This window comes from Enterovibrio paralichthyis (genome assembly GCF_019209835.1).
Taxonomy (GTDB): Bacteria; Pseudomonadota; Gammaproteobacteria; order Enterobacterales; family Vibrionaceae; genus Enterovibrio; species Enterovibrio paralichthyis.
This window is the reverse complement of the sequence record NZ_JAHUTS010000046.1, coordinates 1-13,518: the sequence shown is the minus strand read 5'-3', so window position 1 is coordinate 13,518 and position 13,518 is coordinate 1. Positions and strand designations below refer to the sequence as shown.

General features: G+C 53.7%; 11 protein-coding genes. 8 read left to right on the top strand and 3 right to left on the bottom strand.

The window, feature by feature from the left end; translation table 11 throughout:
* Positions 1-164: 164 nt before the first annotated feature.
* Entirely contained in the window at positions 165-527 is a 363-nt protein-coding gene (locus KU854_RS24290) for a hypothetical protein (RefSeq protein ID WP_054780493.1), read from the bottom strand.
* Between the two features lie 225 nt (positions 528-752).
* On the opposite strand from KU854_RS24290, the gene KU854_RS24285 reads away from it, so the two are divergent.
* The gene (locus tag KU854_RS24285; protein WP_218360813.1) at positions 753-1,091 is read left to right on the top strand and encodes a DUF2500 domain-containing protein; all 339 of its coding nucleotides are present in this window, start codon (positions 753-755) and stop codon (positions 1,089-1,091) included.
* Here KU854_RS24285 and KU854_RS24280 read toward each other — a convergent pair whose 3' ends face one another.
* Positions 1,092-2,093: an acyltransferase gene (locus KU854_RS24280; protein ID WP_218360812.1), complete on the bottom strand. Its 1,002-nt coding sequence runs from the start codon at positions 2,091-2,093 to the stop codon at positions 1,092-1,094. It lies immediately after the preceding gene.
* A 224-nt stretch (positions 2,094-2,317) separates the two neighbouring features.
* Here KU854_RS24280 and KU854_RS24275 point away from each other — a divergent pair, with 224 nt between their 5' ends.
* The 3 genes from KU854_RS24275 to KU854_RS24265 all read left to right on the top strand — a co-directional run bounded on the left by KU854_RS24275 (position 2,318) and on the right by KU854_RS24265 (position 6,082).
* Positions 2,318-3,919, top strand: a complete 1,602-nt coding sequence (locus KU854_RS24275; RefSeq protein ID WP_218360811.1) for an AbgT family transporter — start codon at positions 2,318-2,320, stop codon at positions 3,917-3,919.
* A 214-nt stretch (positions 3,920-4,133) separates the two neighbouring features.
* A complete protein-coding gene (locus KU854_RS24270; protein WP_218360810.1) occupies positions 4,134-5,147 on the top strand; it encodes an alpha/beta fold hydrolase in 1,014 nt (337 codons plus the stop codon).
* Positions 5,148-5,281: 134 nt separating this feature from the next.
* On the top strand, positions 5,282-6,082 hold the full coding sequence (locus tag KU854_RS24265) for a Cof-type HAD-IIB family hydrolase (protein WP_218360809.1): 801 nt from the start codon (positions 5,282-5,284) through the stop codon (positions 6,080-6,082).
* 68 nt (positions 6,083-6,150) lie between these two features.
* Here KU854_RS24265 and KU854_RS24260 read toward each other — a convergent pair whose 3' ends face one another.
* Positions 6,151-6,615 (bottom strand): EVE domain-containing protein, encoded by a 465-nt coding sequence (locus KU854_RS24260; protein WP_218360808.1) that lies wholly within the window; start codon positions 6,613-6,615, stop codon positions 6,151-6,153.
* 74 nt (positions 6,616-6,689) lie between these two features.
* Between KU854_RS24260 and KU854_RS24255 the strand changes: the two genes are divergently transcribed.
* From KU854_RS24255 to ygjK, 4 genes are all read left to right on the top strand, one after another.
* Entirely contained in the window at positions 6,690-8,225 is a 1,536-nt protein-coding gene (locus KU854_RS24255) for a COG3650 family protein (protein ID WP_218360807.1), read from the top strand.
* Between the two features lie 4 nt (positions 8,226-8,229).
* Positions 8,230-8,844, top strand: coding sequence for a tRNA-uridine aminocarboxypropyltransferase (locus KU854_RS24250; protein ID WP_218360806.1), 615 nt, complete (start codon positions 8,230-8,232; stop codon positions 8,842-8,844).
* Positions 8,845-8,920: 76 nt separating this feature from the next.
* On the top strand, positions 8,921-10,363 hold the full coding sequence (locus KU854_RS24245) for a coniferyl aldehyde dehydrogenase (protein ID WP_218360805.1): 1,443 nt from the start codon (positions 8,921-8,923) through the stop codon (positions 10,361-10,363).
* 412 nt (positions 10,364-10,775) lie between these two features.
* On the top strand, positions 10,776-13,340 hold the full coding sequence (ygjK, locus tag KU854_RS24240) for an alpha-glucosidase (RefSeq protein WP_218360804.1): 2,565 nt from the start codon (positions 10,776-10,778) through the stop codon (positions 13,338-13,340).
* Positions 13,341-13,518 lie beyond the last annotated feature (178 nt).

Here is a 13,518-nt window from a genome sequence, read left to right as displayed (position 1 = left end):
AGGCGATACATCATGTGTTGCCCATTAAGCGAGAAGATCGAATATACCCGAGAGCCGTGAAGCCTAAGGCAAAGAAATACCCCAATAAAAAGAAAGCCAGTCAGCTTAACTGACTGGCATTACCCTTTCGGGTGCCCTTGTCTGAAAACCTTACGGCGTTGACATCAGTGTCCAACGATATGACGCCAGTTTTCGATATAAAACCATACCGCACCGGCGGTAACCGCAAATATAAGGAACAACGCAACACGCCAGATCATCCGGTTGCTGCGCGGTAGCAGCTCTTTTTCACACTGCTTACAGGCATTCATAAACCCGCGCATATCATCCACTTCGTAACCATCTTCATGCACCGCTTTGTTGCGGATGGTAGCGACAAAGCGCAATTTGGCGATCACGTCGTGGGGCAAACGCTCCTGGCAACTGGTCACCAGTTCATGCAACCCACGCCCCTTGGCGTGATAATGTTCCTTAAGAAGCCGTTCCAGACGCCGACTCTGTCTCACGACAATGGCAATATCATCCATGCTGGCCTCCCTGATTAAAATCATTACCCATATATCATTAGCTTACGCTATCCACGCAAAACTGAGAACGCCATTTAACTTTGTTTACACTGGTGCTTACATTAACGACAAAGTGCACGGCGATAAGTGTTGCTGATCACGAATCTCTCGCCTCTCAGGTTTGCGAACCTTTGCAGTGAAGTAAACTCATCTCCGGCCCGTTATGGCCGGATAAAGGAGAAAACCGTGCCCATTTCTGTGATATTGCTCGTTGTCGCCCTGTTAGTGATTGCCGGTGTCTACTTCTTGCTTACCTACCAAAAACACATGTTGGGGCACGGCGCAGAAGAACGCACCATTGATATCCGCATTCTGGATAAACAATCGGTCACCATTCCCAATCCCCAACAAAATCAGGAGCCGGAAGAATACTGGCTTTATGTTGAACCGATCGAAGGTGGCCCGAAACGCGAATTCCAGGTCGGCATCCATTACTACCACGCCCTGCAACCGGGAGATTGTGGCACCCTGACATACCGCGGCCTGGATTTTATCCACTTCGCCAAACTGCAACGGGTGCAGTGATCAGGGCACCAGCCACGCCGTTAACCGCCACCTGGATAATGCGACACTGGCCAGATAGGAAGCCCCGAACACAGCCAGTGTCATCAACGGAATAAACAGCCACGCCATGGATAGCGTAAATGCCAGCTCCCTCACCGGCCACAAAAACAGCGGATGCACCAGATATATCCCTAGCGAGTGTCGGCTGACTGCCGCGATTTTCCGTTGCACGGGCACCGAAACCTTATCCGCCCACCGCTGGCAAAGGACAAATACCGCCGCGGCAATTAACACAGTGTTCACTGTTTTATAGGAAAACCAGCCCGCACTTGTGTATGCCCCTTTTGAGACACTCCCTAAAATAGCCGTGTATTCGGTGGCGACAAGTGCCAGCAGCCCGATAAACAAGAGTATGCGAACAGGCAGTTTTTGCCGGTGGAGCATAACGCCGAGCAGCAGGTAACCGCCGTAAAGCACCAGATCTTCCACCAGCCCAAGTGAAACGCCCATCAACCGCGCGGTACACAAAATCAGCCAGCAGCCGAGTAAGGTATAAAACAGCGCCGGATCATCACGCTGAACAACCGGACGCAGTATCGGAACAAGAAAATAGAGCGGGATAAAATAGTAGAAAAAGCCAAGGTGATAATAGGTTTCCTCGTAAGGAAGGCTGGTTAACCGCTGTACAGATTCCGTCCAATTTACATTTTGTAACGAAAACCCCGCCAGAAACGCATAGAAAACAGACCAGACCAAAAACGGTACTAACACTTTCATCAATCTTCGGCGGACAAAATAGCGTGGCGAAAATGGCCGGGTGTCTGAAAGCAATAGTGCACCGGTAATCATAATAAATACCGGCACCGCCCAACGGCTGGCACCATTGATGGCAATGGCGGAAACCCAGTCACTGAGCGGGATCTGACCGTTTATATAGCGATAGGGGCCTAATACGTGAATCGCGATCACGGCGACTGCGGCCACCACTCTCAGCAGCTCAATATAGAAGATATTTTTCTTCATTTTCCCGCCGTATTCCTTCCTCTTTTCACTACAGAATCCCACTGTGATCCCATCGACACAAAGAACAATAAATAAACAGAATTTATCGCCAATTGTTACCGAATGATTAATTTATGTGGCCGGAAACGTGTCAAATAATAGACTTATGTATTGCATTTTAGCTTTTTTATGGCCTAGCATGCTACCCAGACAAAAATGGATAGTTGTATGACATGGAGGCTCTGATGCAATCATCAGTTTCGCACCAACACAATGCCGGGAAGCAGAACAAGACGTTTTTTTCCCGTTTTCTCGACACCGTCGAATTCCTCGGTAACCTGCTCCCGCACCCGGTCACCCTGTTTGCACTGCTGTGCGTGATCATTTTCTTCGCATCGGGTATTGCCGGTTACTTTGGCCTGTCTGTTGCCGACCCCCGCCCTGAAGGTGCCGCTGGCCGCGCGGCAGATGGCATGATCTATGTGAAAAGCCTGCTCAATGCCGAAGGCGTTCAATTGATTGTGACCAATCTGGTAAAAAACTTCACGGGATTTGCACCTCTGGGGACAGTTCTGGTCGCCATGATGGGTGTGGCCGTGGCGGAACACTCCGGCCTGCTCTCCGCCACCATGCGCTCTATGGTGATGGGCGCGTCACGCCGTATGGTCACCTTGACCGTGGTGTTCGCCGGTATTGTTTCCAACACCGCCTCAGAGCTGGGCTACGTGGTTCTGATCCCGCTAGCAGCGATGATTTTCCACTCGTTGGGCCGCCATCCGCTGGCAGGCCTTGCGGCAGCCTTTGCCGGTGTGTCCGGCGGTTACTCTGCCAACCTGCTGCTGGGTACCGTTGACCCGTTGCTGTCAGGCATCACCGAAACCTCGGCGCAGATGATTGACCCAAGCTACACCGTCGGCCCTGAAGCCAACTGGTATTTCATGTTTGCGTCGACCTTCCTCATCACCATTTTGGGTGCATGGGTAACTGAAAAAATCGTTGAACCTAAGCTGGGCAAATACGATGAAGCCATGGCAGCGGAAGACTTTGAAGCGCAGGCTGCCGGTAAAGTGACGGCACTTGAAAAGCGTGGCATGCGCAATGCCGGTATTGCGGCACTGGCGGTATCTGCCGTGCTGGCACTGACCATCGTGCCGGAGTGGGGCATCCTGCGTCACCCTGAAACCGGTGCTGTGGCAGGTTCGCCCTTCCTCAAAGGTATCGTGGCCTTCATTCTGGTGTTCTTTGCCATCCCTGGCTTTGTCTACGGTAAAACCGTCGGCACCATGAACAACGACCGTGACGTGATTGACGCGATGGCAAAATCCATCAGCGCCATGGGGCTTTATATCGTACTGGTGTTCTTCGCCGCGCAATTCGTTGCCTTGTTCAAGTGGACCAACTTCGGTCAGGTGATTGCCGTCGGCGGCGCAGACTTCCTGCAGAGCATCGGCCTGACTGGTCCTATGCTGTTCTTCGCCTTCATCATTATGTGCGGCATCATCAACCTGACACTGGGCTCAGCGTCTGCACAGTGGGCAGTGACCGCGCCTATCTTTGTGCCTATGCTGATGCTGGTTGGCTACGCGCCGGAAACCATTCAGGCGGCGTACCGTATCGGTGACTCGGTGACTAACCTAATCACCCCGATGATGAGCTACTTCGGCCTGATCCTGGCAGTCGCAGCGCGCTACAAACGGGATTTGGGTATCGGTACCCTGATCGCCACCATGCTGCCTTACACCCTGGTGTTCCTGGTGGGCTGGAGCGTGTTCTTCTACCTGTGGGTATTTGTTGCAGGCATGCCGGTGGGTCCAGGTTCAGCAACCTATTTCAACTTCACGCCCTAAGCAGGCCTGAAAACAGCCCCGTCAAACAGCCGGTTCAGCCGGCTGTTTTCTTTTTCTGTATTCAAAGCGTGACTCTTCGTGGACTGATAGAATCCTCACTCTTATCGAGCATACCGCGTCACAGGTGGTATGCTAATACCAACGGACAGCCAAATCGGCTGACAAAATGCCGCGACAGATCCGGTATTAACGAGAAATATACAGCGGAACGCACATGCCAATTGAACACCCTTTTTTATTTTCCAGCGAGGATGCACTGACCGAGACCATGGAAAAGGCCATTGCCCCATTTTGGGCATCGCGCCAACAGGGCGAGTTTGTCGGCAATGATGGCCTGCGCCTGAACTGGTGCGCCTTTACCAAACCGGAGCACACCCGCGCGGTTGTGGTAGTCAACGGACGCATAGAAGGCGTTGCCAAATATCAGGAAGTGTTTTTCGACCTTTTCATCAAAGGCTACGACGTTTACAGCTATGACCATCGCGGCCAGGGCCACAGTCAGCGCCTGGTAAGCGGCAGCGATATCGGCCATGTGGTGGAGTTCGATGACTATGTGGACGATCTCACTACCTTTATCGACACCGTGGTGACGCAAAAAACACACCAGCAACGTGTCATCCTGGCGCACTCCATGGGCGGTGCAATCTCGACACTCTATGCGGCGCGCAATCCTGCTGCGATTGACGCTATCGCCCTCAGTGCACCGATGCTTGGCATCAACCTTTCCCCGATGCTGCAGGTGGCTGCCAAACCCCTGTGTAAACTGCTGGCCAAACTCCAGCATCCGGCAGGATTTGCACCAGGACAGGTGCCGTACTGGGCCAAGCCGTTCAAACACAACCTGCTTTCCCAGTCAGAAGCGCGCTATCAATGGTTCCGCGAACTGTATGAAAATGACGAGACACTGAAAGTCGGTGGCCCGAGTGCCCAGTGGATTTGGCAAAGCATTGAAGCCTGCGAACGCGCCGTGACGGCAGCTGCAACCATCACGATGCCAATCCTGTTGATGCAGGCGGCACGGGATGAGATTGTCAGTACCGACGCCATGTTCCGCTTCCACCGTGAACGTCAGCTTGCCGGTTTACCGATCCAGTTCGATATTATTGCCGACTCTCGCCACGAACTCCTGTTCGAAAAAGACGTTATCCGCAACCAAGCGTTATCACTGGCATTGAACTTCTTTGATTCTCTGGCCGAACAGGACGCGGAACTCGAACAGACTGCATAACTTTTCTGCACGCCTTGTCGGCCATTTAACCGAAACAGGAAAAAGCGGCCGACATTTTGATCCCTTTTATTTCCCCTTTTAATGGATACACTGGGAACGTCCAATAACACATTCCCTGCTTCACTGAGGTATCCATGTACAAAATCGTTGCATCCGATCTCGACGGCACCCTGCTGACTCCGGAGCACACTATTGCCCCCTACACACGTGATGTCCTGCAGCGTTTGCACGCCAAAGGCGAACACTTTGTTTTCGCAACTGGCCGTCACCACATCGACGTGGCACACATCCGCAAAAGCGTTGGCATTCCGGCTTGTATGATCACCTCTAACGGTGCGCGTGTGCACGACGAGAACGACAACCTGATCTTCAGCCGCAACGTTGACTCTGCATTGGTTGCCCAACTGGTTGAAATGGTGAAAAACGACGAAACCATCACCATTCACATTTACCGTGAAAATGACTGGCTGCTGAACCGCGTTGACGAAGATCTGGAGAAATACCACAAAGATTCCGGCTTCAGTGCAACCCTGTTCGATGTGGACAACCCACCGACTGAAGACGTCGCGAAAATCTTCTTCATCCGTCATGACCACGACTACCTGACCGGTTACGAGAAAAAATTCAACGAGATTTTTGGCGACAAAGTCAGCGTAGCCTTCTCTACCCCGTTCTGTCTGGAAGTGATGGCATCGGGCGTATCTAAAGGTGACGCACTGAAAGCGGTGGCCGAAATCAAAGGCTTCAGCCTGAACGAATGTATCGCGTTTGGTGACGGTATGAATGACGTGGAAATGCTCAGTGCCGCCAACAAAGGCCTGATCATGGCAACGGCGCACCCTCGCGTAAAAGCAACCCTGCCTGACAATGAAGTGATTGGCAGCAACGCTGACGAAGCGGTCGCGCACTACCTGGAAGATCATCTGCTGGGTTAAGCCGTTTCGGAAAAGGTTTAAGATGCAGTAACGGCAGCCCTCCCCCTGGCTGCCGTTTTCTTTTGCGGTTATCCGCGGCGCTTTTCAGCCATCGCCAGAATGTCCTGCCATTGCTCATCCGTCACCGGCATGATGCTCAGACGACTGCCTTTTTTCACCAATGGCATATCCACAAGCGCCGGATTGGCTTTTATCCTGGCCAGCGACACCAGGGGCAAGTGCTGACGGTATTCAATGTCTACCATGATCCAGCGCGGATTTTCCGGCGAGCTTTTAGGGTCGAAGTAGTCGCTTTCAGGATCAAACTGGAAATGGTCGGGATAGGCTTCTTTAACCACTTCTGCAATGCCCACCACGCCGACATCCTTGCATGAGGAGTGGTAGATAAAGACCTGATCGCCCAGCTTCATTCCATCACGCATCATGTTTCTGGCCTGATAATTCCGCACACCTTCCCAGCAAGAGACCTTTTGCTGTTTTAAGGTGTCTATTGAAAACGTATCAGGCTCGGTTTTCATTAACCAATACGCCATAATTTCCCCGTTTACTGAATTGCGCTTGCCTTGGTTGTACTCTGTTAGGCATTGAATGAAAAGAGGGATCGCTGTTGAACATCCAAAAACGCCACCTTATTCCATCACTGGGAATCCTTGCCGCCGCGCTGCTCGCTGGCTGTAGCCAGACACCGTCCGGCCCGGTTGAACTTGGCAATTCCGATGCCCTGAATCCTCAGGCCGCTAAGGTGCCTACCATTACGCCACAGCGCTTTATGCTGCGCGGTGAAATCGTCCTTGGCCACGAAGTCAGTACCATCACCCCGTGCAACGGCAAAACCCAATACTGGTTGTCGCTGCCGCCTTCGGTCAGTCAGGACAGCCAGTCACTGGTACGTGCCCCCTACGAAAGCGTCTATGGCGAAGTGATTGGTGAGTTCGTCAAACCGCCGGTTGACGGTTTCCCCGCCGACTACCCGGCGACTTTCAAAGTGACCCAGATGAACCTTATTTCGGCAGAAATTGACGGCTGCAGCCAGGCGCGTAACAAGACGGTCGCTTCCGGCACTGAGCCGTTCTGGTCGGTGTCTGTTACTGGCAATACACTCCAGTACCGCAAACTGGGTGAAGAGGCGGTCGACTACCCGCTGACCCAGCGCGATATCACCCAACAAGCCCGGGTTTATGAGGCCGATGGCGCAACCCTGACCCTGAACCCGGCGCTTTGCAGCGATGGGATGAGTGACAGCATCTACGGCTGGACAGCCAGCTTTGACGCAGGCTGGAAAACCCAGAAAGGCTGCGCCACCTTGTCTGCCGACGATCCAACCCAAGCCTGGGTCGGTGACTATCAGGGCACGACAACGCTCGGCAATACCACGCTGACGACAACGCTGGAACTCAATCCTGACCATTCAGCCACTACCACCTACACGCAGGCAGGTGAAGAAGACGTGATTGAAAGCGGTGTGTGGCAACAGGTGAATGACAACCAGATTCAGGTGATGATGACCCGTCATCAGGGACAATATCTGGTGAGCGAGCGCCTGTTCAGCCGCAATGGCTTTACCCTGCATGCTGGCAGCGAAATTATCGGTGGACAGGAATACAGTCTGGGGCCAAATGGCCTGAGCCTAACATTGATGGTGGGCAGCCAAGGCGCAGCCATGCAGCAAAACGGCGTTGATGGCAGCGCCGCCTTTAATGCCGCTGTCGATGCCGCTTTCAAAGCCTATCTGGGCGAAACAGGCACCGAGCAGGCCAAAGGAACCCGCTACCGCTGGCTGACGGAGGATTTGAATGATGACGGCCAGCCGGAGTTGCTGATTTTCACCGACTGGTGCGGCAGCGGCGGATGTACCCTGCTGGTATTTGGCAATGACAACGGCAGCTGGCAGTTCAACAGCCGTATCACCCTGGTGCATTTGCCTTTCCAGATGAGCAATACCACCAGCAATGGCTGGCACGATCTGATCATGCCGGTGGGCGGCGGTGGTGCCAAAGCTGCCACCCATGTGCTGCAATTTGACGGTCAACGCTATCCGGGTAACCCATCGGTCGCCCCGAAAGTGTCCATGCCGGACAGTGCCGATACCACGCTGTTTGCCGACGGTATCTACCCACAACAGCAAGGCGCCATCCTGGAGTAACTGCGTGAAACAAAAACCAGAACCTTGCAGCCGCTGCGGATTTCACTACAACTGTCTGTGTGACGCAGTGCCACAACTCAACAGCCAAGTGCGTATCGAGCTGCTAATGCACGAGACCGAAGCCCAGCGTTCGACCAATACCGGCCAGTTGCTGGAGAATGCGTTGCCCCATTGCCGACGCCATCTTTGGCAACGCAAAGCGCCACCGGCGGCGCTGTTAACCCTGCTTGCCGACCCGGCAGCCGAGCCTTATCTGGTTTTTCCGGGTGAAGATGCATCAGAGCTGGAAGACATTATCGCCCGCCCCAGATCAAAGCCGCAGGCCAAGCCGGTGCATTTCATTATTGTCGATGCCACCTGGCAACAGGCGCGGAAAATGCTGCGCCAGAGTCCATGGCTTCAGGATGTGCCCACCGTAAAATTGCCGGAGGGTCTGGTGACAGGCTACACCCTGCGCCGCAACCAGCCTGATGGTTCCCTGTGTACCTGTGAAGTGGGTATTGCCCTGCTTGAAGCCATGGGTGAGAAAAGCAACGCGGATGCAATATCGGCATACTTTGGGAAATTTCTCGAAACATTTGAAGCGGATAGACAACACCAAACTGTGAACAAAGCATAAGTGTGTAACTTGCGAACAAGCTGGTCTGACCTTAATGTTAAGGGAATACTTTGCCGACACGCACAGGATGCGCATTATGACCGTGGTCTCGATGAAAGCCGGAATGCCGGTGGAACAGCAAATCAGCGAACTGGAATCCCAGTTCGCCCGTCTGGTCACAGTGACAACCCAGCAGCCGTTTCCGGAATATGCAGAGCGTATTAATGATCTAATTCGCCTTCAGAAGGCGCTGAAAAAGCACAGCGAAGCCCTGGTGACGGCGCTGTCGAATGACTACGGCCACCGCAGCCGCAGCGACACCCTGATGGCTGACATCCTGCCCTGTTTCCAGATGCTGCACTACACCAAGCGCAAACTGAAACGCTGGATGAAGCCGTCTCGCCGCTCAACCGGGATGCTGCTCGCCCCTGCTAAAGTGGAGGTTCATTACCAGCCTCTGGGGGTGGTCGGCATTATCGTTCCGTGGAATTTCCCCATCACCCTGAGCCTTATCCCGCTGATCACTGCCATTGCCGCAGGTAACCGGGCGATGCTGAAGATGAGCGAATTCACCCCACTCACCGCGCAGGCAGTCAAAGCCTTACTGGCCGATGCGTTTGATGAGGACAAAGTCTGTGTGGTGGATGGCGATGTAGCCGTGGCTCAGGCGTTTACCCGCCTGCCGTTTGACCACCTGATGTTTACCGGCTCTACCGAAGTGGGCAAAAAAGTGATGGCCGCCGCCGCCGCAAACCTGACCCCGGTGACACTGGAGCTTGGCGGCAAATCGCCGGTAATCGTCGCGCCGGACATCGAGCCCCTGCTCGCTGCCGAGCGGGTGCTGTTTGGCAAAAACCTGAATGCAGGGCAAATCTGCGTCGCGCCGGATCATGTCTACGTCCACGAAGACAATCTGGAAGAGTTCGTTGAAGCGCTGCGAGTGAAGTGGAACGAAGCCTATCCGAAAGGTATCGACAGTGACGACCGCACCGCCATTGTCACTGAACGCCAATTCAACCGCCTGAAAGCCTTGATGGACGATGCCGACAAAAGGGGCATTACCACCATTCCCCTTGCCGACCCGGCCATTGACCCGGAAAAGCGCAAAATGGCACTGCACCTGGTGGTCAACCCATCGAAAGAGAGCGCCATTATGCAGCAGGAGATATTCGGCCCGCTGCTCCCCATCATCACTTACAAAGATGTGCATGATGTGATTAATACACTGCGCCACCAACCCCGTCCTCTGGCACTGTACCTGATGACGTTTGATAAGGATTTCATCCGCTTCGTCACCCAACACACCCACTCAGGCTCTATAGCGGTCAACGACACCGTGATGCAGGTAGCGGTGGATGACACACCGTTTGGTGGGATTGGCGCTTCCGGTATGGGTCATTACCATGGCATTGAGGGGTTCCGAACCTTCAGTCACGCCAAAACTGTGTTTCAACGCGGTAAATTAAACCCGGGAAAACTGCTGTCTCCCCCTTACAACCGCTGGTGGCAGAAAATCTTTTTTGCGCTCTTTTTGCGCTAAATCGTCCGTATCAAAAATCGGAGGGGGTTGCCAACGCCCGCCAAGCCTGAGTCCCTGATCTGTTTAGGGACTTTGGTTCCGTTTTCTGGCGCAATTCATTGGTGCCACAAATACCTCCGCACCTGAAATCCACCACACTTTTTTCGCCAAACAGCGCCATAACCGCGAGCCCAAACCCCCACCAATTATTGTCTGAACCGGTCTCAAAAATATCGATTTGCAACGTTTTACAGGCGGTGAAAAGCGCTGCACACCCCTGCCTGTAATTTCAGGTAACGAAGCGTTTCGGCGTGATCTTGCTATCAAATCAAACTTCCCGATAACACTATGATTCGGCGCGAATAACGAGGCCTATAAAAGGCCAACAACGAGGCTAAACGCAGCCCATTTCTGATGTGTAGACAGGTGTAGTATGAAGTTTAAATTAGCCCCTCTTTCTGCGTGCATTGTGCTTTCATTGGCACTGGCAGGTTGTAACAGCGATGACGTGGTAACCGATCAAGGTGGCGTGTCACTTACGCAATACACTGACGTTCTGGATCGCACCGGTAACCCGCAGTTCCTGCGTGATTACGACCAGTACAGCAACCTGAAATACAATGCTTTTGTCGACAACGGCGCGTGGCACGGCCACCTGCTACCAAGCGATGAAAATGGCTATGGTGCTGTCGGCGGCATCATGCAGGTAACGCAGGAGTACGCGCACTACATTTCAGACCAAACCTTCGACAAACTGGTGCTGACCGACCTGGACAGCGGCGAAATCATTGACCTTTCAGCAGCAGACGCCAAGGTTTACAGCACGCCGGATGCCCTGGTGCAGGAGCTGACTACGCCATCACTGAAAGTGTCCCTGACACTGCGTTTCGCCACCAACCGTACTTCCCTGCTGGAAACCAAGCTGGCTGACCTGAGCGGCAAAAACCGTACGTTCCGCGCAGAATGGCAGGGTGAATTGCTGACCCATGCAATCTCTACCCGCCCAACCGAGACGGTAGATACTTACTACCCGAATTACGGCCGCAAGATGGAAAAAACCGATCTTGGCCTGACCGTTTCTACCAATGAGATGAAAGGCAACTGGGCGATCCGCAACGATGCCGATGCTGCCTTTGTCATTGCCCGCTCAGTCGAGACCCAAACCGAACTGAACGACCTTGCGTACACCGAAACCGCGCAAGTGACGTTAAATGGCGATCAGGAAACCCGCATTTTTACCACCTTCTCGCACCTGCACAACGCCGAAGAAGTGGCGGCTGAAAGCGCGAAAATCAAAGATATCCTGAATAAGCCTGACAGCTACATGAAGGCTGCAGAGCAGCGCTGGAAAGCGTATCTGGGTAAAGGGCTGACCAATACCGACGCCACCACAGAGCAAGCGCGTGTGGGCGTGAAAGCCATGATGACGCTGAACGGAAACTGGCGCTCAGCAGCCGGTGAAGTAGAGCACGATACAGTGACACCATCTGTCACCGCACGCTGGTTCTCCGGCAACCTGACCTGGCCGTGGGATACCTGGAAGCAGGCGTATGCCATGGCGCACTTCAACCCGGATGTGGCAATGGAAAACATCCGCACCGTGTTCCAGTACCAGGTGCAGGAAGATGACCCAATCCGTCCACAGGACAAAGGTTACCTGCTGGATGTGGTGACCTACACCGCACCGGAAAGCCGCGGCGGCGCGGGCTCTGAGAACTGGAACGAGCGCAACACCAAGCCTTCTCTGGCTGCGTGGGCAGTCATGGAGATTTACCATGCCCTGCGTAACGAATTTAACCGCCCTGCCGACGCACAGGCGTGGATTGATGAAATGTATCCAAAACTGGTGGCCTACCATGACTGGTGGCTGACCAACCGTGATCACAACGGCAACGGCATTCCGGAATACGGTGCGGCGGTAGACCCAGCCCACAACACTGACGATGGCCGCATGTATGTGGAAGTGGTGACAGCCGAAGACCTGACAGCAAAGTTCGGCACCGATGCCGAGTTCATTAAGGCTGTGGACAGCGAAGCCAAATACAAAGTGATCGGCGTGAACAACTACAACCGCGTGCTGAACGAAGTGACATACTCCGATCTGCACGTCGGCGCGCAGGAAGCGGCGGGTTGGGAATCCGGTATGGATAACGCCGCGCGCTTTGGCTTTATCTACGACGATCAACTGAAAGCCTACGCTGACAGCGCACACGACGGTGACCTGACACTGGCACGTAAAGACTGGCAGGTACGCTTCGGTGAAAACCGCGACGCGAAAACCGATGCACTGCTGGGCTTCTCCATGCTTCAGGAATCTGTCGACCAGGCATCCTACATGTATTCAGATAACTTCTATCTGGCTGACATGGCAGAGCGTGTATCAGCAGGTGTAGACGGTAAAGACCGCGCTGACGAATTCCGCACCGGTGCCGACAAGATCAAAACCTACATCAACACCTGCATGTTCGATGAGGCGACCGGTTTCTACTACGACATCCGTATGGTGGATCAGGACGGTAACGACACCACCTACCTGAAAGATGGTGTGCAGTGTGCCGGTAAACCACTGGTTGAGCGCGGCCGCGGGCCGGAAGGTTGGGGCCCGTTGTTCAACGGCGCAGCAACCCAAGAGTTGGCAGACAAGGTTATTGCCACCATGACCAATCCGGATGAGTTTGCTACGTCAGATGCTTTCTCTGGCCTGGGTATCTCGCTGCCAACCGCTAGCCAGACCAACCCTGCCTACGGCAAAGATATCTACTGGCGCGGCCGTGTGTGGCTGGATCAGTTCTACTTTGGCGTGAAAGCGATGGAAGATTACGGTTACGGCACTGAGGCGGTACAAATGGCGCACCAGCTGTTTGAAAACGCCGAAGGCATGACGGCAGACGGTGCGATTCGAGAGAACTACAACCCGGAAACCGGCGCGGTTCAGGGCGCGTCCAACTTCTCCTGGAGTGCAGCGCACCTTTACATGCTGTACCGCGATTTCTTCTGATTTGCACCAAGAAAGGTAACCCTATCCCCCTAAGTAAAATGCGCCCGGTTGGGCTAATGCCGATCAGTTAAGAGATAAATGATCGGTTGAACGATCCAACAGATGGCTTATAAAGGCTCTAAGTCCCCATACTTAGAGCCTTTTATTTTGCAATTGACCACAGCCCTTACCCTCGCGA

Coding starts and splice junctions, on each gene's coding strand:
- KU854_RS24290 (WP_054780493.1), bottom strand. CDS start 527: ATGGATGATATTGCCATTGTCGTGAGACAGAGTCGGCGTCTGGAACGG.
- KU854_RS24280 (WP_218360812.1), bottom strand. CDS start 2,093: ATGAAGAAAAATATCTTCTATATTGAGCTGCTGAGAGTGGTGGCCGCA.
- KU854_RS24275 (WP_218360811.1), top strand. CDS start 2,318: ATGCAATCATCAGTTTCGCACCAACACAATGCCGGGAAGCAGAACAAG.
- KU854_RS24270 (WP_218360810.1), top strand. CDS start 4,134: ATGCCAATTGAACACCCTTTTTTATTTTCCAGCGAGGATGCACTGACC.
- KU854_RS24265 (WP_218360809.1), top strand. CDS start 5,282: ATGTACAAAATCGTTGCATCCGATCTCGACGGCACCCTGCTGACTCCG.
- KU854_RS24260 (WP_218360808.1), bottom strand. CDS start 6,615: ATGGCGTATTGGTTAATGAAAACCGAGCCTGATACGTTTTCAATAGAC.
- KU854_RS24245 (WP_218360805.1), top strand. CDS start 8,921: ATGACCGTGGTCTCGATGAAAGCCGGAATGCCGGTGGAACAGCAAATC.
- ygjK (WP_218360804.1), top strand. CDS start 10,776: ATGAAGTTTAAATTAGCCCCTCTTTCTGCGTGCATTGTGCTTTCATTG.